This window comes from Achromobacter sp. 77, from assembly GCF_020541125.1.
GTDB lineage: Bacteria > Pseudomonadota > Gammaproteobacteria > Burkholderiales > Burkholderiaceae_B > Achromobacter > Achromobacter mucicolens.
Map to the genome: position 1 here is coordinate 5,586,229 of NZ_CP059848.1, position 20,492 is coordinate 5,606,720.

20 protein-coding genes are annotated in these 20,492 nt (G+C 67.5%); 14 read left to right on the plus strand and 6 right to left on the minus strand.

Going from position 1 to position 20,492, the window contains the following annotated elements:
- Position 1: 1 nt before the first annotated feature.
- Positions 2 to 433, minus strand: coding sequence for a YeeE/YedE family protein (locus H4P35_RS25775; RefSeq protein ID WP_226847506.1), 432 nt, complete (start codon positions 431 to 433; stop codon positions 2 to 4).
- Positions 430 to 765, minus strand: coding sequence for a helix-turn-helix transcriptional regulator (locus tag H4P35_RS25780; protein WP_056327361.1), 336 nt, complete (start codon positions 763 to 765; stop codon positions 430 to 432). Before H4P35_RS25780 ends, H4P35_RS25775 begins: the two co-directional genes overlap by 4 nt.
- A gap of 130 nt (positions 766 to 895) precedes the next feature.
- Between H4P35_RS25780 and H4P35_RS25785 the strand changes: the two genes are divergently transcribed.
- The 4 genes from H4P35_RS25785 (at position 896) to H4P35_RS25800 (ending at position 4,240) form a co-directional block, all read left to right on the plus strand.
- Positions 896 to 1,759, plus strand: coding sequence for an MBL fold metallo-hydrolase (locus H4P35_RS25785; RefSeq protein WP_226847508.1), 864 nt, complete (start codon positions 896 to 898; stop codon positions 1,757 to 1,759).
- Between the two features lie 80 nt (positions 1,760 to 1,839).
- A complete protein-coding gene (gene pap / locus H4P35_RS25790; protein WP_226847510.1) occupies positions 1,840 to 3,306 on the plus strand; it encodes a polyphosphate:AMP phosphotransferase in 1,467 nt (488 codons plus the stop codon).
- A gap of 23 nt (positions 3,307 to 3,329) precedes the next feature.
- The gene (locus H4P35_RS25795; protein WP_179690568.1) at positions 3,330 to 3,779 is read left to right on the plus strand and encodes a GNAT family N-acetyltransferase; all 450 of its coding nucleotides are present in this window, start codon (positions 3,330 to 3,332) and stop codon (positions 3,777 to 3,779) included.
- The gene (locus H4P35_RS25800; RefSeq protein WP_056327353.1) at positions 3,776 to 4,240 is read left to right on the plus strand and encodes an HIT family protein; all 465 of its coding nucleotides are present in this window, start codon (positions 3,776 to 3,778) and stop codon (positions 4,238 to 4,240) included. Before H4P35_RS25795 ends, H4P35_RS25800 begins: the two co-directional genes overlap by 4 nt.
- Positions 4,241 to 4,296: 56 nt before the next feature.
- On the opposite strand, the gene H4P35_RS25805 is transcribed toward H4P35_RS25800, so the two are convergent.
- Complete coding sequence (locus tag H4P35_RS25805) at positions 4,297 to 5,472, minus strand: glycosyltransferase (protein ID WP_180097194.1); 1,176 nt, start codon at positions 5,470 to 5,472, stop codon at positions 4,297 to 4,299.
- A gap of 470 nt (positions 5,473 to 5,942) precedes the next feature.
- Between H4P35_RS25805 and H4P35_RS25810 the strand changes: the two genes are divergently transcribed.
- The 5 genes from H4P35_RS25810 (at position 5,943) to H4P35_RS25830 (ending at position 11,248) form a co-directional block, all read left to right on the plus strand.
- The gene (locus H4P35_RS25810) at positions 5,943 to 6,332 is read left to right on the plus strand and encodes a DUF488 domain-containing protein (protein ID WP_217618408.1); all 390 of its coding nucleotides are present in this window, start codon (positions 5,943 to 5,945) and stop codon (positions 6,330 to 6,332) included.
- A gap of 85 nt (positions 6,333 to 6,417) precedes the next feature.
- Complete coding sequence (gene tenA / locus H4P35_RS25815; protein WP_175156943.1) at positions 6,418 to 7,080, plus strand: thiaminase II; 663 nt, start codon at positions 6,418 to 6,420, stop codon at positions 7,078 to 7,080.
- A gap of 54 nt (positions 7,081 to 7,134) precedes the next feature.
- Complete coding sequence (locus tag H4P35_RS25820) at positions 7,135 to 7,899, plus strand: uracil-DNA glycosylase (RefSeq protein WP_175156942.1); 765 nt, start codon at positions 7,135 to 7,137, stop codon at positions 7,897 to 7,899.
- 276 nt (positions 7,900 to 8,175) lie between these two features.
- The gene (locus H4P35_RS25825; RefSeq protein WP_062838908.1) at positions 8,176 to 9,972 is read left to right on the plus strand and encodes a DEAD/DEAH box helicase; all 1,797 of its coding nucleotides are present in this window, start codon (positions 8,176 to 8,178) and stop codon (positions 9,970 to 9,972) included.
- An 88-nt stretch (positions 9,973 to 10,060) separates the two neighbouring features.
- On the plus strand, positions 10,061 to 11,248 hold the full coding sequence (locus tag H4P35_RS25830) for a class I SAM-dependent methyltransferase (protein WP_226847513.1): 1,188 nt from the start codon (positions 10,061 to 10,063) through the stop codon (positions 11,246 to 11,248).
- 13 nt (positions 11,249 to 11,261) lie between these two features.
- On the opposite strand, the gene H4P35_RS25835 is transcribed toward H4P35_RS25830, so the two are convergent.
- Together H4P35_RS25835 and H4P35_RS25840 are read right to left on the minus strand one after the other, a co-directional pair.
- On the minus strand, positions 11,262 to 12,380 hold the full coding sequence (locus tag H4P35_RS25835; protein WP_226847515.1) for a CCA tRNA nucleotidyltransferase: 1,119 nt from the start codon (positions 12,378 to 12,380) through the stop codon (positions 11,262 to 11,264).
- Positions 12,377 to 14,503, minus strand: coding sequence for a lytic transglycosylase domain-containing protein (locus H4P35_RS25840; RefSeq protein WP_226849540.1), 2,127 nt, complete (start codon positions 14,501 to 14,503; stop codon positions 12,377 to 12,379). Before H4P35_RS25840 ends, H4P35_RS25835 begins: the two co-directional genes overlap by 4 nt.
- 69 nt (positions 14,504 to 14,572) lie before the next feature.
- On the opposite strand from H4P35_RS25840, the gene H4P35_RS25845 reads away from it, so the two are divergent.
- The 5 genes from H4P35_RS25845 to H4P35_RS25865 all read left to right on the plus strand — a co-directional run bounded on the left by H4P35_RS25845 (position 14,573) and on the right by H4P35_RS25865 (position 19,683).
- On the plus strand, positions 14,573 to 15,244 hold the full coding sequence (locus H4P35_RS25845) for a 5-formyltetrahydrofolate cyclo-ligase (protein ID WP_152382917.1): 672 nt from the start codon (positions 14,573 to 14,575) through the stop codon (positions 15,242 to 15,244).
- 287 nt (positions 15,245 to 15,531) lie between these two features.
- Entirely contained in the window at positions 15,532 to 16,962 is a 1,431-nt protein-coding gene (locus H4P35_RS25850) for a circularly permuted type 2 ATP-grasp protein (protein ID WP_062838905.1), read from the plus strand.
- Between the two features lie 2 nt (positions 16,963 to 16,964).
- A complete protein-coding gene (locus H4P35_RS25855; RefSeq protein WP_056327334.1) occupies positions 16,965 to 17,939 on the plus strand; it encodes an alpha-E domain-containing protein in 975 nt (324 codons plus the stop codon).
- Between the two features lie 13 nt (positions 17,940 to 17,952).
- Complete coding sequence (locus H4P35_RS25860; protein ID WP_175156937.1) at positions 17,953 to 18,756, plus strand: transglutaminase family protein; 804 nt, start codon at positions 17,953 to 17,955, stop codon at positions 18,754 to 18,756.
- A gap of 63 nt (positions 18,757 to 18,819) precedes the next feature.
- Positions 18,820 to 19,683 carry a proteasome-type protease gene (locus H4P35_RS25865; protein WP_056327404.1) on the plus strand — a complete coding sequence of 288 codons (864 nt, stop codon included), beginning with the start codon at positions 18,820 to 18,822 and terminating at the stop codon, positions 19,681 to 19,683.
- Positions 19,684 to 19,721: 38 nt separating this feature from the next.
- On the opposite strand, the gene H4P35_RS25870 is transcribed toward H4P35_RS25865, so the two are convergent.
- Positions 19,722 to 20,492 carry an enoyl-CoA hydratase/isomerase family protein gene (locus H4P35_RS25870; RefSeq protein ID WP_056327330.1) on the minus strand — a complete coding sequence of 257 codons (771 nt, stop codon included), beginning with the start codon at positions 20,490 to 20,492 and terminating at the stop codon, positions 19,722 to 19,724.

A 20,492-nucleotide genomic window follows, 5' to 3' on the forward strand; every position in this document is an offset into this window, starting at 1 on the left:
GTCAGCCTCCCACCGCGTGGCGCAAGACGTAGACCGTCACGAATCCGGCCGCCATGAAGATCGCCGTGGCGACGAACGAACGGCGAGATCCGCGGGACAGGCCGCAGACGCCGTGGCCGCTGGTGCAGCCGGACCCGTATCGCGTGCCGATCCCGACGAGCAGGCCAGCCACGATCAGCCGGGGCGTGCTGGCATCGACCGTGATGGACGGCAAGGTGGCGAACAGCCGGTAAATCCACGGCGCGGCGCACAGTCCCAGCAGGAAGGCCACGCGCCAACCGTCGCCTCGCGTCGGGGTGAAAAGACCGCCCACGATGCCGCTGATGCCGGCAATGCGCCCGGCGCCAAGCATCAGCAAGACCGCGCCGGCGCCGATAAGGAAACCCCCCGCCGTACCGGCGATCGGCGTAAAGGCAGACCAGTCCACGTTCATTTGAGGGACTCCAGTGCGCGTCCGCAGTACAGGCTGGACAGGGTTTTCATCACCTGGCTGACCTCGAAACTGGCCATCTGGTAGTAGACGTACTTGCCTTCGCGCCGCGTGACGACGAGGCCTTCGTCGCGCAGCACGCCAAGCTGCTGCGAGAGCGTGGGCTGGCGGATCCCGGTCAGCGATTCCAGCTCGCCGACGTTGCGTTCATGGTGGACCAGCTGGCACAGGAGGAGCAAGCGGTCTTCGTTGGCCAGGGCCTTGAGCAGCGTGCAGGCCTGGGAGGCCGATTCACGCAGGGAGGAGACTTCACATTCGGTAAGCGGGGCATTCATGGCGGGGCGCTGACAGTGGAGGAAAAACGAGGCAACAGCGTCGTCATTATATTTCTGAATAAACTATTCGCAAATATTATTTTTTTACGTAAACTGTTCCGACGTGCCCGCCCTCCATTCCCGAGCCCCCATGAATCCGCACATCCAGGCCTTCTTTGATCCCGTCACGTCGACCATCACCTACGTCGTTCACGAGGCAGGGCCCGGCGGCGCCTGCGCCATCATCGATTCGGTGCTGGACTTCGACCCCAAGTCGGGCCGCACCAGCACCGCCAATGCGGACCGTGTGGCGGACTATGTCCGCGCGCGCGGCCTGCGGACGGTCTGGCTGCTGGAAACCCATGCCCACGCCGATCACCTGTCCGCCGCGCCTTATCTGCAGCGGCAGCTGGGCGGCGTCATCGCCATCGGCCAAAGCATCCGCAGCGTGCAGGGCGTGTTCAAGAAGATCCTGAACTTGGAGCCGGCCTTTCAGCTCGATGGATCGCAGTTCGGCCATCTGTTCGCCGACGGCGAGACCTTTCAGATTGGCGCGCTGACCGCCACGGCGGTGCACGTGCCGGGACACACGCCAGCCGACATGGCCTACCTGATCGGCGACGCAGCGTTTGTGGGCGACACGCTGTTCATGCCCGATGTCGGCACGGCTCGCTGCGATTTCCCGGGCGGCGATGCGCACCTGCTGTACCAGTCGATCCGGCGCCTCTTGCGCCTGCCCGACGACACGCGCCTCTTCATGTGTCACGACTATCCGCCCGAGGGCCGCGACGCCGCCTGGCAGACCACCGTGGCCGACCAGCGCCGCGGCAACATCCACGTGCGCGATGGCATCACCGAAGATGAATTCGTCGCCATGCGCACCCGGCGGGACGCGACACTGTCGATGCCCACACTGATCCTGCCCGCCATCCAGGTGAACATCCGCGCGGGACATTTCCCGCCGGCCGAGGACAACGGCGTGCGGTACCTGAAGATTCCCGTCAACGCGCTATGACACCTGGCTGCGGCGCACTTGCGCCGCACGGCCATATCCCGCAAGATCGCCCGATCGCAGCAATCCGATCCGACGCATCCATGTTCGCCGAAGCCGAAGCAGACCCTACCCTCTCCAAAGATGAATTCAAGGCGCTGGAAACGCGGCTGCGGGTCGGACTGCTGAATGCGCAGTACGAACGCCTGCGGCAGGCCGACAAGACGTTGCTGATCGTCGTGGCAGGGATCGACGGGGCCGGCAAGGGCGCCACCATCAACCTGCTGAACGAATGGATGGATCCGCGCCACATCCGCACGCTGGCCTATGGGCCGCGCGAGGGCGACGAACTGGATCGCCCGCCATTGTGGCGCTACTGGCGCGATCTGCCGCCCAAGGGCAGCACCGGCATCGTGTTCGGCTCCTGGTACACGCCGCTGGTCATCGAAGCCGTGCGCAAGAAGCCCAATGCAGACGCCATCGAGGCCCATGCCGCCGCCATCATGCGCTTTGAAACGATGCTGGCCTCGGAAGGCGTACAGATCGTCAAGCTGTGGTTCCACCTGTCGGCCAAGGCGCAAAAGGAACGGGCGCAGCGCCTGCTCGCCAGTCCCGAGACCGCGTGGCAGGTCAGCCCGGTCGACATGAAGGTCAACAAGCGTTTCGACCGCATCCGGTCGGGCGCGCACGTCGTGCTCAATCACACAGACTGCGGTCACGCGCCCTGGGTGGTGATCCCCAGCGCCGACGAGAACATGCGCACCGCGCGCACGGCCGAAGCGGTGCTGACGGCGCTGCGCCGGCGCGGCGTGCCGCGACTACCGCCCGCCTTCGTGGCGCATTCCAGCACGACGCGCATCGTCGACCGCCTGGGCAAGCTGGACTATGACGCCAAGGTCGAGAAGGAAGACTACGAATCCGAACTCGGCCTGCTGCAAGGCCGGCTGGCGCTCGCCGCCCGCTCCGACAAGTTCAAGGATCGCTCGCTGATCCTGGTGTTTGAAGGTCAGGATGCGGCCGGCAAGGGCGGCGCCATCCGCCGCGTCACGCACGCGCTGGACGCCCGGCAATTCGACATCACGCCCGTGTCCGCGCCCAGCTCGGAAGAATTGGCCCGTCCCTACCTGTGGCGGTTCTGGCGCCGCATTCCCCGCCATGGCCGGATCGCGCTCTTTGACCGCTCGTGGTATGGCCGCGTGCTGGTCGAGCGGGTCGAGAAGCTGATTCCCCCCGCCAAGTGGCGCCGGGCCTATGCAGAGATCAACGACTTCGAAGAACAGCTGGCGGCCAGCGGCGCGTTGGTGCTCAAGTTCTGGCTGGCGGTCACGCCCGACGAACAGCTTGCCCGCTTTCGCGAACGCGAAAAATCGCCGTTCAAGAATTTCAAGATCACGCCGGACGACTGGCGCAACCGGGACAAATGGCCCGAGTACGCGGCGGCGGCCAACGAGATGATGATGCGGACCGACGTGCCCCACGCGCCCTGGCATCTGGTGTCGGCCAACGACAAGCGTTACGCTCGGCTGCAAGTGCTGCGGCATATCGTCGAAGCCATGGAAAACCAACTCTGAATTCCGCCAGGAGGCTCCGCCCCATGAGTACCGCAGATATCCGTCCCATCGTTGCCGCTGACTTCGACGCATGGCTGCCGTTGTGGAAGGGCTACCAGGACTTCTACCGCGTCAGCATCGACGACGCCGTCACGCGCAACACGTGGGCGCGCTTTCTGGATCCGGCCGAGCCCATGCACGCGGCGCTGGCCTACGAAAGCGGCCGCGCGGTGGGCTTGGTGCACTGGATCTTCCACCGCTCCACCTGGACCGCGGGCGATTACTGCTATTTGCAGGATCTGTATGTGGACCAGGAGGCGCGCGGCACGGGCGCCGGGCGCAAGCTGATCGAACACGTCTACGCCGAAGCCGCCGCGGCCAATTGCGCCCGCGTCTACTGGCTGACGCACGAAACCAACGCAACCGCCATGCAGCTCTACGACCGCATTGCCGACCGGTCCGGCTTCATTCAGTACCGCAAGGTGATGACTTGAGCGCGCGCGATCCCAACTGTCCGCTCTGCCAGGAAGACGGCGGCACGCTCTTGTGGCGGGGACCGCACCTGCGCATCATCGAGGTCGAGGACCCCGACTATCCGGGGTTTACGCGGGTGATCTGGAACGCTCACCTGGCCGAGATGACCAGCCTGTCCACGCACGGGCGCGACCTGCTCATGCGGGCGGTGTATGTGGTCGAGGAGACGCAGCAGGCGATCCTGACGCCCGACAAGGTCAACCTGGCATCGCTTGGCAACATGGTGCCGCATCTGCATTGGCACGTGATCCCGCGTTGGCGCGGCGACCGGCATTTTCCGGATCCGATCTGGGCGGCGCCGCGCATCGCGCCGGGCGCCGAGCCCGATTCCTGGAAGCGCCGGCAAGAAGCAGTGTCAGCCCTGCTGCCGCGCTACCGCGACCGTCTGGTCGAAGCGATGAACGCGCTGCTGTGGCATTGAGCGGCCCAGCGCACTGAGCGTTCTACCGCACTGAGCTTTCTACCGCACTGACCGTTCTACGGCATCGAGCCGCTGGGCGCCGCGGGGGCCCGCCCCCGCCGTTCTCCCAGCCAGCGTGCGTAGGCCGCTTCGACCAGTTGCGCCGCGCGGTCGACGCTGAAAAGCCCCTGCCCCCGAATGAGCTCCCGGCCCGCCTCGCCCATGCGGCGGCGGCGCTCGGGGTCGGCCAGCAGGCTCTCCAGCGCGGCGGCCAACGCAGCGGGATCGCGCGGCGGCACGAGCAGGCCGGTCACGCCCGCCTGCATGGTTTCGGGAACGCCCCCCACGTCCGTGCCAATCACGGGCACGCCCATGGCGGCAGCTTCGACAAATGCCGTGCCGAAGGCTTCGCGATGGGTCGGCAAGGCGAACACGTCAAACGCCTGCAGCACGTTGCCGATGTCATGCCGCCGGCCCAGGAAGTGCACGCGGGACGCCAGGCCCAGCGCCTGAACCTGTCCCTTCAGGCGCTCGAACACCGGCATGCCGTCTCCGGCCAGCACCAGATGGGCTTGCGGAAACGCGGCCAGCACCCGCTGGAAAGCGTCGATCAGGTCGGCATGGCCCTTTTCCGTGCGCATGACGGCCACACAGCCCACGACCAGCGCATCGGCCGGCAGGCCGAGTTCCTGCCGCAGACTGCCCTTGCCGTCGCCTTCGGGCAACACAATCGGCGAATGGATGGTGGCGACGGCCTCGGGCGGCGCGCCGCCATCCAGCAATTGGCGTTGCACGTGCCGGCTCACGGCGATGACGCGGTGGGCCAGCCACGTGTAGGCGTACAGCGAGTTGATCGGCTTGGCCAGGTGGCGGGTGCGCACGATGAGCGGGGTGCGGGCAAGGCGCGCGCCCATTGCCGCGCGCACCGTGTCGCTGCGGCTGTGCGTGTTGACCACGTCGAAGCGGCCGCGCGCCGCCACGCGCCGCACGAACGCCACGCTGCGCACGAAATTGACGGCGCCGTCCATGTTCACGGTGTGCACGGTGAACCCGGCGTCGCGAAGCCGCTGCGCCAGTTCGGCGTGCGGCTGGCAGACCGCTTCCAGGTGATGGCCGCGCTCGCGCATGGCGACCATCTCCTTATAGATACAGAATTCCTGGCCGCCAAAGGCCGTGGCGGCTTCCGTATGCAGGATGCGCAAGGGGCCGCCCGTCCCGGCGTGGCTAGCGGGAAGATCGTCGGAATTCAGCATGGACGGAGCAGCGGGCTGCTGCAGGCGGTTTGCGCAGGGGCCTGCCGATGCCGGCAAAGGGTGTCGGCGGTACCAGGCAAGGCAAGGAGGACGGGATGATGGCGTGGCGGCATGACGGCAAGGGGCGCCAGGCAGCCTGGCCAAGCCACGACTGTTGGGCGTGGGTTCAAAAAAAGGCCGACTGGGTCGGCCTCCAACGGATTTGTTACATAGAATTTAAGCGAATGTAAACCACAACTCCGCAGCCCGACAAGCCTCTCTGTCTCGCGGCGGGGACACAGCCCGCAGATGACGTGACTCCCGTGGCAATAGACCTCGATTTCAGGGAAGAAAGACGCAGGTTATATACATTCAGTTACCGTTCAGGTTCTTGCCGTGGCGGCTCAACGACGTGCGAGCTGACCGCGCGCGTGGCCTTGGCCGCTCGGCCCGTGAAGTAGACTGTCCGCACCCACGTCGCAGGAGCCGGCATGAAATCGTCCCGCATCATCGTGCAGCGCGTTTACGAAGGCACCGGTCCGCAAGGGCATTACCTTGCCCTCGTCGACCGCATGTGGCCTCGCGGCCTGCGCCGCGCGGACCTCGGCCTGGACGAATGGGCCCGCGACATCGCCCCCAGCGCTGAACTGTGCAAATGGTTCAGCCACGTCGAGGAACGCTGGGACGCATTCCGCGCCAAGTACCTGGCCGAACTGGCCACGCCCGAGCAGCAAGCGCGCATGGCCGCCTTGCTGGAGGCCGCGGGCGATCGCCCCCTGACCCTGCTGTACGGTGCGCGCAACACCGAACACAATCAGGCCGTGGTGCTGCGCGACGCGCTCCTGGAATTCGCCCGCCATCACCGCAAGCGCGCGGCCTGAATCTCCCCCCGCTGTCTTGGTACGCTTATGCCCCGCCGGCGCCGCGCATCCACGCGCGCGCGAGGCGACGCCTAAGAGGAATTCCATGTCTTTCAGCTCCGACGCCTGGACCCGCAACGCCGCGCTCTATGAAAAGACGCGCGACATGCCGTTCAACCGCGAACTGGCCAGCGGCCAGCTTGCCGAGGACGCGTTCAAGCACTACATGATCCAGGACGCGCACTATCTGGTCGCGTTTGGACGCGCGCTGGCCATTGCCGCCGCCAAGGCCGACGACGCAGACGGCGTCGTGCAGTTTGCCGAAGCCGCCAAGGGCGCCGTCGTGGCCGAACGCAGCCTGCATGCCAGTTTCATGCAGCAGTTCGGCATCGACGCGGCCACGTTCGAGGCCACGCCGCTGACGCCGGCGAGCCATCACTACACCAGCTTCCTCATCGCCACCGCCTGGAGCGCGCCCTATCCGGTCGCCCTGGCTGCCCTGCTTCCCTGCTTCTGGATCTACGCGGAGATCGGGCGCGACATCCACGCGCGCGCCGTTCGGCCCAATCCGTACGCCGCCTGGATCGACACCTACGCCGGCGATGACTTCCACGCGCTGGTCCGCGCGGTGATCGCCACCGTGGATCGGGCCGCCCAAACCGCCTCGCCGCAGACCGTGGAAGCGATGCACCAGGCCTACACGCGCGCCGCCCAACTGGAATGGATGTTCTGGGACTCGGCGCACCGGCAGGCCGGCTGGCCGGTCTGAACCGGCAGGCAGCACCGGTCGGGCTGACCGGTCGAATATGCCAAAATCGCGCCCATGCCGATCGACAACCGCCTTACACCCAACGCCCTGGCCACGCAGGCCGGGCAACTGCCTGCCGCCTGGCAGGCCGCCCTGTCCGCCGACCCGGCCGTGGCCGCAGCCCTTGCCGCCGCGACCAGCCATGTCGAAGCGCGCCTGGCGCAGGGCGCTGTGGTGTATCCCGCCACGCCCTTTCGCGCCCTGCAAGGCCTGGCGCCCTCGGACGTACGGGTCGTGATCCTGGGCCAGGACCCCTACCACGGCCCCGGCCAGGCGCAGGGGCTGGCGTTCTCGGTGCCGGACGACTGCAAGCGCCCCCCCAGCCTGCGCAACATCTTCAACGAGATTGCGCGCGACTATCCGGATGTGGGCGTTCCGGCGGGCAATGACCTCACCGCCTGGGCCGAGCAGGGCGTGCTGCTGCTGAACACGGCGCTCACCGTGGAAGACGGCCAGCCCGCCTCGCACGCCAAGCGCGGCTGGGAAACGGTGACCGATGCCCTCATCAAGCACGTCGCGCGCGATCCATCGCCCAAGGTGTTCATGCTGTGGGGCGCCCACGCCCAGGCCAAGCGGCTGTTGCTGCCGCCCGACAGCGGCCATCTGGTGCTGATGTCCAACCACCCCTCGCCGCTGTCCGCCCGGCGCCCCCCTGTGCCGTTCCTGGGCTGCGGTCATTTCCGGGCCACCAACGCGTGGCTGGAAAACCAAGGGAAAAACCCTATTGATTGGGGGCTGGACAAAAAAATAATTCCCTTGCAGGGTGAATTCAGGTTATGATCGCCGCACTGCACAAAACGAGTTCGGCATTTACCGCCTTGATTTAGCGGAATTTTTTGCAGTCCGCCGGGAAACCAACCCCCGGCCTCATGCCGAACTATCATCGATTCCTGACCCCTTTCCTTTCGCCCTGCGTTCCATCAGTACAAGAGAACGCGCCACGCGCATGGTTGATCCGGTCGGCACGATGCTCCATCAACCGTCGCCTGGATCCGGCCGCCTAATCCCCTGGCCCGACCAAGCACTGCGTCGCATTGATTGCGGCAAGGGAAAGTAATGTCTTTCGAAACCCTGGGTCTCGCGCCCGCCCTGTTGTCGGCCGTTCAAGAAGCTGGCTTCACCACCCCCACCACCGTTCAAGCCGCCGCCATTCCGCAAGCGCTGGCCGGCCATGACCTGATGGTGTCCTCGCAGACCGGCAGCGGCAAGACCGCGGCCTTCATGCTGCCCGCCCTGCACCGCATTGCCCAGATGCCCGCCAACAAGGGCGTCGGCGTGCAAGTGCTGGTGCTGACCCCGACCCGCGAACTGGCCCTGCAAGTCACGGAAGCCACCGCCACGTATGGCCGCAAGCTGGCCGACCTGCGCACCGCGACCGTCGTGGGCGGCATGCCCTACGGCGCGCAACTGAAGGCGCTGTCGCGCCGCGTCGACGTGCTGGTTGCCACCCCCGGCCGCCTGATCGATCACCTGCAATCGGGCCGCGTCAAGCTCAACACCGTGCACACCCTGGTCCTGGATGAAGCCGACCGCATGCTGGACATGGGCTTCATCGAAGATATCGAGACCATCATCGAGCGCCTGCCGCAAGAGCGCCAGACGCTGCTGTTCTCGGCCACCCTGGACGGCACCGTTGCCAAGCTGGCCGCGCGCATGATGCGCGAGCCGCAGCGCATCGAGATCGCCGGCGCCAAGGAAAAGCACACCAACATCACGCAAAGCCTGCTGTACGCGGACGACGCCAGCCACAAGATGCAGCTGCTGGACCACGTGCTGCGCGACGCCTCGCTGGATCAGGCCATCGTCTTCACGTCGACCAAGCGCGGCGCGGACGACCTGGCCGACCGCCTGGCCGACCAGGGCTTTGCCGCCGCCGCCCTGCACGGCGACATGAACCAGCGCCAGCGCACCCGCACGCTGTCGCAACTGCAACGCGGCCAGCTGCGCATCCTGGTGGCCACCGACGTGGCCGCCCGCGGCATAGACGTGCAAGGCATCAGCCACGCCGTCAACTTCGACCTGCCGATGCAGGCTGAAGACTACGTGCACCGCATCGGCCGTACGGGCCGCGCCGGCCGCAGCGGCCTGGCGTTCACGCTGGCCACGCATTCCGAGCGCCACAAGGTCCGCCGCATCGAGCACTACATCGGCCAGTCGATCACGCCTGAAGTGATCGCCGGTCTGGAACCCAAGCGCACCCCGCGTCCGTCCACCGGTGGCGGCGGTGGCAAGCCCTTTGGCAAGCCCTTCGGCAAGCGTCCCGGCGGCTTCGGCGGTTCGCGTCATGGGTCGGGCGGCTTTGCCGGCGCCCGCGACGGCGCCCGCGATGGCGCCCCGCGTGAAGGCCGTTCCTTCGGCGGCCCGCGTGGCGAGTTCAAGCCGCGCGACGGCGGCTACCAGGGCAACCGTTCCTTTGAAGACCGTCCGTTCGGCGACCGCCCGCAGCGTTCGTTTGGCGACCGTCCCAGCTTCGGCGATCGTCCGCAGCGCGAAGGCGGCTACCAGGGCAATCGCCCCTTCGGCGACCGTCCCCAGCGTGAAGGCGGCTTCCGTGGCGGCGACCGCGATTCGCGTCCCAGCTTTGGCGACCGCCCCAGCTACGGCGACCGTCCCCAGCGCGACGCCCGTCCGTTCAGCGAGCGCGGCCCCCGTGAAGGCGGTTTCCGCGGTGGCGATCGCGACGCGCGCCCCAGCTTTGGCGACCGTCCCAGCTTCGGCGACCGTCCCCAGCGCGAAGGCGGCTTCCGTGGCGGCGACCGTCCCGAAGGCGGCTTCCGTGGCAAGCCCTCGTTCGACAAGCGCCCCGGCGGCCCCGCCAAGCGTTTCACCAAGTCGACCGATCGCCGCGGCTAATCTGTCCGTCTGATCCGAAAAAAGCCCCGCAGCCATGCTGCGGGGCTTTTTTTTGGGAAAATGCCGGTTTGCCCCGTACCATCCGCCCATGCAACGCCCCGCCCCCGCCAATCTGCCTCCTCTCTCCCCCGCCGCACGCGAACACAGCGACGCCACGGCCGCCCACCTGCGCGCCGCCATCGCGGCGAGCGGCGGCTGGCTGCCGTTCGATCACTGGATGGCCGAGGCCCTGTACGCGCCGGGACTGGGCTATTACGCGGCGGGCAACGTCAAGCTGGCCGATGCCGACGACGGCGGCAAGACACCCGCCGGCGACTTCGTGACCGCGCCGCAGCTCACGCCACTGTTCTCGCGCACGCTGGCGCGCCAGGCGGCCGAGGTGCTGCGTCAGACGGACACGCGCGCCGTGCTGGAATTCGGGGCCGGCACCGGCGCGCTCGCCGAAGGCGTGCTGCGCGAACTGGACGCGTTGGGGCTGTCCGACACGCGCTATCTGATTCTGGAAGTGTCGGCGGACCTGCGCGCGCGCCAGGCCGAACGGCTGGCGCCCTTCGGCGACCGGGTGCAATGGCTGGACGCCCTGCCCCACGCGTTTTCCGGATGCGTGCTGGCCAACGAAGTGCTGGACGCAATGCCGGTTTCCCTTTTTGTCTGGAGCGACGCCGGCCAGGTGCTGGAACGCGGCGTGGCGGTGGATGCCGACGGCGGTTTCATCTGGGAAGATCGCCCCGCCCCGGCCACCCTCACGGCCGCCGTCGCGGCGCGCATGCCGGCGCTGCCGGGCTACGTGTCGGAAATCAATCTGCAGGGCGAGGCGTGGATCGCGGCGATGGGCAGCTGGCTGGAACACGGCGCGGCGCTGCTGGTGGACTATGGCTTTCCCCGCAGCGAGTACTACCACCCGCAGCGCGCGGGCGGCACGCTGATGTGCCACCTGCGGCACCACGCGCACGGCGACCCGTTCACCGCGCCGGGCCTGCAGGACATCACGGCGCACGTGGATTTCACCGCGATGGCGGACGCGGCGCTGGCGGCGGGAATGCAGGTGCTGGGCTACACGTCGCAGGCGCGCTTCCTGATGAACGCGGGCCTCATGGACCTGCTGGCCGGACTGGATCCGTCCGATGCGCAGGCCTACGCGCAGGCGGTGGCACCCGTGCAGAAGCTGCTGTCGGAGGCGGAGATGGGCGAGTTGTTCAAGGTGCTGGCCGTCGGCCGCGGCATGACATCGCCGTTGAGCGGGTTCTCGCGCGGCGACCGGCTGGGCAAGCTGTAGCGCGCAAGCCGGATCAGACTGCCTGCAAATCGGCCAGACGCGCCAGGCGCGCCTGGCGCACGCTTTCCTTGATGCGCGCCGGCTCGCCCGCGCAAGCCTTGGCGATGGCGCCCGCGTCCACGCCCCGCACCGCCGCCACCCGCGATTGCCACGCGGGAAGGTCCACCGCGCGCAACACGGCCGCGGCATCCAACAGTTCAAAAAAGCGTTCCGGCTTGCGCAAGGCATCGGCGCGCTCCATCAGCGCCAACTGCGCATCGGCCCTGCCCGGGCCATCCGGCATGCCATCCTGCGCACCCAATGCGTCGAGGACTTCAGGCAAGAGTCGCGCGTAGTCGTTGCATTCCGTGGGCACGCGCATCCGCCGTCCCAGCGCTTCGCGCTGGGGCGTCAAGCGGCACATCAGCGCGTAGCGGCTTGCCAGCGGCAAGCCCTGCCGCGCGGCGCGATCCAACTGCGCAGCCACTTCGTCCACGCCCTGCAATTCGGGCATCACGCGCGCCAGCGCGCCGGATTCGTTCAGCACGCCCAGCATGCGCGAAGGCGCCTGCGCCATCAGGCCGCGCGACAATTCCTTCCAGACGCGTTCAGCCACCAGCGCATCGGCCTCGCCGGCCTCGACCATGCGGCGGCACAGCGCCATCGTTTCCGGCGCAATGCTGAAATCGCCAAAGCGCGCGGCAAAGCGGGCGAGGCGCAGGATGCGTACGGGATCCTCTTCGAACGCATCGCCCACATGACGAAAGATCCGGGCGCGCAGGTCGTCCGCGCCGCCCAGCGGGTCCACGAGCCGGCCGTCTTCGTCCTGGGCAATGGCATTTACCGTCAGGTCGCGCCGGCGCAGGTCGTCCTCCAGCGTGACGTCCGCGCCCGTGTAGAAGGTGAAGCCCTTGTAGCCGCGCCCCGACTTGCGTTCGGTGCGCGCCAGGGCGTATTCCTCTTTGGTGCGGGGGTGCAGGAAGACGGGGAAATCGCCGCCGACGGGGATGAAGCCGCGGCCGGTCATGTCTTCAGGCGTGGCGCCCACCACGACCCAATCGTGATCGCCGTGCGGCAGGCCGAGCAGCGCATCTCGCACCGCGCCGCCAACGATATAGGCGCGCAGGCCTTCGGTCGCCGGATCGCGCGTCATGGCGCGGCGGCGGTTTCGGTGCCTGCCGGCACGACGTTGCCCAGGCGCTCCTTCAGCGATTGCGGCTGGCCGGTGAACATGGCCGCGTAATACGTGGCGTTGGACATCACGTTCTTGACGTAGATGCGGGTTTCGGTGAACGGAATGGTCTCGGCAAAGATGGCGCCTTCGACGGGATGCGTGAACGTCGAACGCCAATTACGCGGCCGGCCCGGACCTGCGTTGTAACCGGCGCTGGCCAGCATCTGCGAACCGTCCAGGCCGCGCAGCACGATGTTCAGGTAGTTGGTGCCAAGCTCGGTGTTGGTGTCGAAATCGTTGACGCTGGCCGGCGTGAAGTCGCTCATGCCGATCTTGCCGGCCACCCACTTGGCCGTGGCGGGCATGAGCTGCATCAGCCCCGAAGCGCCCACGTGCGAGCGCGCATCCATGATGAAGCGCGATTCCTGGCGGATCAGCCCGTACACCCAGGCCGGATCCAGCGCGATGGCATTGGCCTTGGCGGTGACGCGGCCCTCGAACGGCGCGATGAAGCGCTGGCTGAAGTCGAATTCCTTTTCAGTGCGGTCCGACGTGTTGACCACACGGTCGTAGATGTTCTCGGCGCGGGCCAGCTCGGCGGCGGCCAACAGCTGGCGGTCGCTCATGCCGCGCAGCGTGAAGTTCCACTCGGGCACGGCTTCGGCGCGCCAGCCCAGGCGGAACAGCAGCACGGCGCGTTGCAGGCCCGGATTGGCGCGGGCCTCGGCGATCTCGCGATCGCTGATGGGCGCGGGACGCGGCGGCACATTGATGCGGCGGCCCAGCTCTTCAGCGGCCAGCTGGCCGTAGAAATCAAAGCGGTCGGCGATGCTGGCGTAGGCGGCTTGCGCCTTGTCCTTATTGCCCGTCGCGGCCTGGCCGCGGGCCTTCCAGTACACCCAGACCGTCTCGGCCTGTTGCGAAGGCGGCATTTCGTCGATGGATTCGATGACCCACTTCCAGTCGATTTTCGGCTGGCGCAACGCGGCGCGCACCTTCCAGGCGGCGTTGTATTCGGTCATGCGGATATGGCCCGCCTCGCGGTACCAATCGTTCGCCCGGCTGTCCAGGCCCAGCGCGGCGGTCAGCGCGTACTGGCCGCGCACCCAGGCCAGGTTCGACTTGGACATCGACTTGGCCCATTCCCGGCGCAGGTAGGAGTCGGCGACGCTGACGTCCGAGCGCGCCAGGCGGGCCAGCGCGATCGTGACCAGTTCCTTTTCGTTGCGACCCACGGGCATGCGGTCCTGCCGCGTCAGCCACTTCATGGGGTCTTTCATGATGACGTCGTAGGTCTTCACGTCGCGCGGTTCGAACATGTACTGCACGAACTTGCGCGCATCGGTGGTCTTGTTGGCCTCGATGGCATCGCGCAGCTGCGGCTCGAGCTGCTCCCAGCCCAGGATGCCGTCGGCCACGAGCTGGTCGTACAGCGCCCAGCATGCGCTGCCGGGCGAGAACACGGCCATCGCCTGCGCGGCCGTGGCGCGCTGGCCGGTCATGTGCTTGCCGTCCAGGATGGCGCATTCGATCTGCGCGTTGCTGTTTTTCACGGGCGCCAGCTTGCGCACCGTTTCGAAGTCGCCGCTGCGGGCGGCGGCGAGCAGCCAGTCGCCGCGCAGGCGGTCGGCCAGGTAGGCGTCGCCATTGCTGTTGATGAACTGCTGCAGCGCCGCCACGGGCCGGCCCGAGGCGGGCGGCGTCCAGAGCTGATAGCGCAGCAGCCAGTATTCCGGATACATGCCCAGCGGGTCGCCCTTGGCCTGCGGCACCAGCGCGCCCAGCACCGACCACTGCTTGCGGCTCATGGCTTCGCGGGCGGCGACCACGGCGGCCAGCGCGGGCGTTTCCGCGGTCGGCGGCAGGCCTGCCAGCACCACGGGAGGCACGGCGATCATCGGCTGGGCCGCCTGCACGGCGGGCTGAGGCTGGGGATTGACGGCGGCGCTGCGCTGCTGCGCATCGACGGGCGCACAGGCAGCCGTGAAAAGCGCCACCAGCGGCAGCAAGCGGCGCAGCCCGGCGCGGGCGTCGGCGGCTTGCAACGAGGAATTCTGATACCGTGGGGGCTGCCGGGCGCCTGTCTCGCGACGCACCCGCATGCTGAGCATACGCATGTTCGTCTTCAGCATGTTTGCCTTCATATTCAACCCCCCGGTTACAGCCACCGCATGACTACGCAAAATACTCCAGAGGATACCGCAGTCCACCGCACGCGATTGCGGAAATTGCGCACCGAAATGCCTGAAGACCAGCGCAGCCGGGGCGCTTTGCTCATGCGCGCACGCCTTTTCACCTGGCTGAATGTGGCCCGCGACCAGGCCGTGCAGGCCGGCCATCCGGCACCCACCACTGTCGCCGCCTTCTGGCCCATGGCCGACGAACCCGATCTGCGCCCGCTCCTGACGCAATGGAGCGAGGCCGGCATGACGGTGGCGCTGCCGGTCGTGCGCGAGCGCAACGCGCCGCTCGCCTTTCTGCCCTGGACGCCCGAGGCCGAACTGCGCGCCGGCCCCTACGGCATCCAGGAACCCGTGGCCGGTCCGGAACTCTTGCCCGACGTGGTGCTGGTGCCCACGCTGGGTTACACCGAACTCGGCGACCGCCTGGGCTATGGCGGCGGCTATTACGACCGCACCCTGGCCGCCCTGCGCGACCGCGGCCACCCCTTCACCGCCATCGGCATCGCCTGGAGCTGCGGCGAGCTGGACCCGGGATATGTCCCCGCCGCGCACGACGTCCGGCTGGACGCGGTGCTGACGCAGGACGGCTGGGTGCCGCATGCGCCGCTGGAGCAAGGCGGCAAGAGCGGATCGGTGCTGCATTCCTATCGCATGAATTGACGCGTCCCCGCTGACGCACCAGTTTCGTCCGGCGTGACGCACCAGCTTGGTGCGCGCGCCCGGGCAGTGTTCCAGCCGCCTTCGCCCCCCTGGCGGCCTCCCGTCCCCGGATTACGCCGTCGTCCGCCCCGGGGATGGCATTTCCCCCGCCCGCAGCGCATATTGATGCCGTGTCGCCCCGTCTGCCGCCAAAGCTGGCATGCGGGTTGCTTGTACACCTTGACCGGCCGGCCACGGCCGGATGACGGCCGCGTGCAAGCGGCCGCAAGCATCTGCACGGAGGAGCCATGAAGGACCTACCCGCCCGTCCATCCGCCTTTGACGAAATGCGCGATGGCGAGAACCGCATCCGCTCCCATTACCAGGCATTCGAGCGCTGGCACAACGAGCAGTCGGACGAAGCCATGTCCGTGCGCCGGCTGGAGGCCGACCTGAGCTTTCGCCGCGTCGGCATCACATTCTCGGTCGCGGGCGACGCCGCCGGCACCGAGCGCCTGATCCCTTTCGACCTCATCCCGCGCATCATTCCCGCCGAGGAATGGCGCCACCTGGAAGCCGGCCTCAAACAGCGCGTGCGCGCACTGAACCTGTTCATCCGCGACATCTATCACGGCCACGACATCGTGCGCGCGGGCATCGTGCCGGCCGAGCAGGTCTTCCTGAACGCGCAGTACCGTCCGGAGATGCAGGACGTCGACGTGGCCGAGGACATCTACTGCCACATCGCCGGCGTGGACCTCGTGCGGGCGGGCGCCGGTGAATTCTATGTGCTGGAGGACAACCTGCGCGTGCCGTCGGGCGTGTCGTACATGCTGGAGAACCGCAAGATGTCGATGCGGCTCATGCCCGACGCGTTCGGCCGCATCAAGGTCGAACCCGTCGCGCACTACCCCGACCTGCTGCTGGACAACCTGCGCGAGGTCGCGCCGCACGGCGGCGACGACCCCACCGTGGTGGTGCTGACGCCGGGCATGTACAACTCCGCCTACTTCGAGCACGCCTTCCTGGCACAGCAGATGGGCGTGGAACTGGTGGAAGGCCAGGACCTGTTCGTCGAGCAGAACACCGTCTACATGCGCACCACGCGCGGGCCGCGCAAGGTCGACGTGATCTACCGCCGGCTGGACGACGATTTTCTCGATCCGCTGTCCTTTCGCGCCGATTCCGCGCTGGGCGTGCCGGGCCTCTTGTCGGTGTATCGCGCCGGCCGCGTCACGCTCGCCAACGCGATCGGCACCGGCATCGCCGACGACAAGTCCACGTATCTCTACGTGCCCGACATGATCCGCTTCTATCTGGGCGAGGAACCCATCCTGTCGAACGTGCCGACCTGGCGCTGCGGCCGGCCGGACGAGCTGTCGCACGTGCTGGCCAACATGCAGGACCTGGTCGTCAAGGAAGTGCATGGCGCGGGCGGATACGGGATGCTGGTGGGGCCGTCCGCCTCGCGCGCCGAGGTGGAATCGTTCCGGGACCGCGTGCGCGCCAATCCCGCCAACTACATCGCGCAGCCCACGCTGGCGCTGTCGACCACGCCCACGTACGTGGAATCGGGCGTCGCGCCGCGCCACGTGGATCTGCGGCCGTACGTGCTGTGCGGCAAGGAGATCCGCACCGTGCCGGGCGGCCTGTGCCGCGTGGCGCTGACCGAGGGCTCGCTGGTGGTCAACAGCAGCCAGGGCGGCGGCACGAAGGACACCTGGGTGCTGGAGGACTGATCATGCTGAGCCGAACCGCCGACAACCTGTTCTGGATGTGCCGCTACACCGAGCGCGCCGAAAACACCGCCCGCATGCTGGACGTGAACCTGCAGATGTCGCTGCTGCCGCAGGACACGCATACGCGCGAGGGCTCGTGGCTGGGCGTGCTGCGCATCTCCGAATTGCAGGGGCTGTATCAGAGCAAGTACGCGTCGATCTCGCCGCACGACGTGCTGGAATACATGGTGCGCGACCCAGAGAATTCCTCGTCGATCTATTCGTGCATGCGCGCCGCCCGCGAAAACGCGCGCGCCGTGCGCGGCAGCCTCACGACGGAAGTCTGGGAAACCTACAACACGACGTGGCTCGAACTGCTCAAGCACCTGCACACGGGGCTGCTGGAACGCAATCCGGGCGAATTCTTCGAGTGGGTCAAGTTCCGTTCGCACCTGGCGCGCGGCGTCACGATCGGCACCATGCTGGAAGACGAGGCGCTGTACTTCATGCGCATCGGCATGCACCTGGAGCGCGCCGACAACACCGCCCGCATGCTGGACGTGAAGTTCCATGAACGCAGCAGCGCGGGCGCGCAGGAGAGCCGCGCGGAACCGGCCAGCGCCGCGGCCGTGCAAAGCGAGTTCTACCGCTGGTCGGCGCTGCTCAGCTCCGTGTCCGGCCTGGAGATCTACCGCAAGGTGTACCGTGACGTCATTACCCCCGACCGCGTCGCCGAACTGCTGATCCTGCATGGCGACATGCCGCGGTCGCTGCTGGCCTCGATGCGGGCGGTGGCCGACGACCTGGCGCGCGTGGCGAACCAGCGCTCGACCGAGACCGAGCGGCGCGCGGGCATGTTGTGTGCTGAGCTGCAGTACGGCCGCGTCGAGGACATCCTGGCGAGCGGACTGCACCGGTACCTGGACCGGTTCCTGGACCGCATCAACGACCTGGGCAACCGGATCAGCCAGGACTTCCTGGTGCCGCTGTCGGCATAACACGGAGACAGCCATGAAGCAGATCATCACGCACGTCACGCATTACCGCTACACCGCGCCGGTCAACTACAGTATCCAGACCCTGCGCCTGACGCCGCGCGACGACGAACACCAGCGTGTTCTGCGCTGGAACATCGAGGCGCCGGGCGAGCTGGACAAGCAGGTCGACGCCTACGGCAACATCACGCACACGCTGACGTTGAACCAGCCGCACAGCGACATCGAGCTGCGCGTGTCCGGCCAGGTGCTGGTGGCGCCGCTGGTGCGCGGCGTGCTGGGCGGCGAGGACAGCCGGCTGCCGGTGCATGCCTACTGCGTGCAGACGCGGCTGACGCAGGCGGACGAGACGGTTCTTGCGTTCGCGCGCGCGGTGCTGCCAAACGGACTGTCGACCTCGGACGACATCCTGACGCTGGCGGGCGCCATCCACGGACGCGTGGCGTACGAGCCCGGTACTACAGACGTCACCACCGCCGCCAACCAGGTGCTGGCGTTGGGTCATGGCGTATGCCAGGACCACGCCCACCTGTTCCTTGCATGCGTGCGGGGCCTGAACGTGCCCGCGCGCTACGTCAGCGGCTACCTGTACACCACGGCCGAGCACGCGGCCAGCCACGCCTGGGCCGACGTCTGGCTGCCCGATGTGGGCTGGACCAGCGTGGACATCACCAACAGCCAGTTCGCCTCGGAATGCCATTGCCGCCTGGCGGTGGGCCGGGATTACGACTCCGCGTCGCCCGTGCGGGGCGTGCGCACCGGCGGCGGCGAGGAATCCATGGAAATCAGTGTCCAGGTCCAGGCCGGCGCGCAGCAGTAAGCCGTAACATCCGCCCCGCCCCGCCGCAATACAATGCGGGGTGGCTTTTCCCTCTTTCCGATCATGACCTACTGTGTAGCTGCCCGCCTGGACGCCGGCCTGGTGTTTCTTTCCGACTCCCGCACCAATGCCGGGGTCGACCAGATCAGTGTCTTTCGCAAGATGACCGTGTTCGAGCGGCCGGGCGAGCGCGTCATGGTCCTGATGACCTCCGGCAACCTGGCGGTCAGCCAGGCCGTGCTGAACGTGCTGACCCGCCAGCGCGAGGAAGGCGCCGACACGCTCTGGAACGCGCCCGACATGTTCACGGCCACGCGCCTGGTGGGCGCGGCGGTGCGCGAGGTCTATCACAGCGAGGCCGCCGCCCTGCACGAACAGGGTGTCGACTTCAACGTCAGCATGATCTTCGGCGGGCAGATCGGCATGGAGCAATGCCGCCTGTTCCAGGTGTATTCGGCCGGCAACTTCATCGAGGCGGGCCAGGAATGCCCGTACTTCCAGATCGGCGAGGCCAAGTACGGCAAGCCCATCCTGGACCGCGTGCTGCAACCGGACACCTCGCTGGACGAAGCCGCCAAGTGCGCCCTGATCTCGATGGATTCCACGCTGCGCTCGAATATCTCGGTGGGCCTGCCGCTGGACCTGCTGGTGTACGACGCCAATTCGCTGCGCGTCACGCACTTTGCCAGCATCGACGAGCACAACGAGTATTTCCGCATGATCCGTGGCACCTGGGGCGAACGCCTGCGCCAGGTCTTTGCCGAGATCCCCGATCCGCTGTGGACCAACCCCGACGCGCCGGGCTCGCTGGTGCCGCCATCGCGGGTGCACCAGCCCCTGCGCATGGAGCCGGCCGATGCGGCGCGCAGCGCCTATGTCACGCCGCAGGTGCTGGCCGAAGACCCGGGCAAGGACCAGCCCAACTGAGAGGGTTCCGGCGCCGCGCTGGGCGGCGCCCCCCCGCATCAGCGCCGCTCGAACTTCGGCGCGCGCTTTTCTTCGAATGCCTTGCGGCCTTCCTTGGCGTCGGCGGTGGCAAAGCAGATCGCCTGCAGATCGCGCTCGTATTCCACGGCCTTTTCCAGCGGCATCGACAACGCGGCGCGCAGATTGACGCGGGCCGTCTCGGCCGCAATGGGCGCGCGCGAGGCGATGGTGGCGGCAAGCGCCTGCGCGCGCTCGCGAAGCTGCTCCTGCGGCACCACCTCGCTCACCAACCCCCAGGCCAGCGCCTGCTCGGCGCGGATGGGATCGCCCGTCAGCACCATCAGGGCGGCATTGCTCGGGCCGATCGCATGGACGAGCTGCGCGGTCATGCCGCCGCCGCCAATCCATCCCAGCTTGATCTCGGGCGCGCCCAGGCGCGCGTTGTCGGAGGCGATGCGGATATCGCAGGCCAATGCCATTTCCAGGCCGCCGCCGAACGTATAGCCGTTGATCGCAGCCACCGTGGGCTTCTTCAACATGCGCACGCAGTCGCAGTAATCGAGGCGATTCCGAAAATCCCAGGGCGTGGCATAGCGGTCCAGCTCGGTAATGTCCGAGCCGGCGCAAAAGGCCTTGGGACCCGCGCCGGTCAGGATCACCGCGCGCACCTGCGCGTCGCTATTGCATTGCTCCACCGCCGCGATCAGCAGGTCGGCCATCTCGGGCGTCATCGCGTTGAGCTTCTCGGGACGGTTGAGTTCGATGATGGCGACATGGCCATCGATACTGAGATTGACGAGTGCGCTCAC

Excerpts from the sequence above, each read along its gene's own strand:
- H4P35_RS25775 (WP_226847506.1), bottom strand. The coding sequence starts at position 433 with ATGAACGTGGACTGGTCTGCCTTTACGCCGATCGCCGGTACGGCGGGG.
- H4P35_RS25780 (WP_056327361.1), bottom strand. The coding sequence starts at position 765 with ATGAATGCCCCGCTTACCGAATGTGAAGTCTCCTCCCTGCGTGAATCG.
- H4P35_RS25785 (WP_226847508.1), top strand. The coding sequence starts at position 896 with ATGAATCCGCACATCCAGGCCTTCTTTGATCCCGTCACGTCGACCATC.
- pap (WP_226847510.1), top strand. The coding sequence starts at position 1,840 with ATGTTCGCCGAAGCCGAAGCAGACCCTACCCTCTCCAAAGATGAATTC.
- H4P35_RS25795 (WP_179690568.1), top strand. The coding sequence starts at position 3,330 with ATGAGTACCGCAGATATCCGTCCCATCGTTGCCGCTGACTTCGACGCA.
- H4P35_RS25805 (WP_180097194.1), bottom strand. The coding sequence starts at position 5,472 with ATGCTGAATTCCGACGATCTTCCCGCTAGCCACGCCGGGACGGGCGGC.
- H4P35_RS25810 (WP_217618408.1), top strand. The coding sequence starts at position 5,943 with ATGAAATCGTCCCGCATCATCGTGCAGCGCGTTTACGAAGGCACCGGT.
- tenA (WP_175156943.1), top strand. The coding sequence starts at position 6,418 with ATGTCTTTCAGCTCCGACGCCTGGACCCGCAACGCCGCGCTCTATGAA.
- H4P35_RS25820 (WP_175156942.1), top strand. The coding sequence starts at position 7,135 with ATGCCGATCGACAACCGCCTTACACCCAACGCCCTGGCCACGCAGGCC.
- H4P35_RS25825 (WP_062838908.1), top strand. The coding sequence starts at position 8,176 with ATGTCTTTCGAAACCCTGGGTCTCGCGCCCGCCCTGTTGTCGGCCGTT.
- H4P35_RS25830 (WP_226847513.1), top strand. The coding sequence starts at position 10,061 with ATGCAACGCCCCGCCCCCGCCAATCTGCCTCCTCTCTCCCCCGCCGCA.
- H4P35_RS25835 (WP_226847515.1), bottom strand. The coding sequence starts at position 12,380 with ATGACGCGCGATCCGGCGACCGAAGGCCTGCGCGCCTATATCGTTGGC.
- H4P35_RS25840 (WP_226849540.1), bottom strand. The coding sequence starts at position 14,503 with ATGCGGGTGCGTCGCGAGACAGGCGCCCGGCAGCCCCCACGGTATCAG.
- H4P35_RS25845 (WP_152382917.1), top strand. The coding sequence starts at position 14,573 with ATGACTACGCAAAATACTCCAGAGGATACCGCAGTCCACCGCACGCGA.
- H4P35_RS25850 (WP_062838905.1), top strand. The coding sequence starts at position 15,532 with ATGAAGGACCTACCCGCCCGTCCATCCGCCTTTGACGAAATGCGCGAT.
- H4P35_RS25855 (WP_056327334.1), top strand. The coding sequence starts at position 16,965 with ATGCTGAGCCGAACCGCCGACAACCTGTTCTGGATGTGCCGCTACACC.
- H4P35_RS25860 (WP_175156937.1), top strand. The coding sequence starts at position 17,953 with ATGAAGCAGATCATCACGCACGTCACGCATTACCGCTACACCGCGCCG.
- H4P35_RS25865 (WP_056327404.1), top strand. The coding sequence starts at position 18,820 with ATGACCTACTGTGTAGCTGCCCGCCTGGACGCCGGCCTGGTGTTTCTT.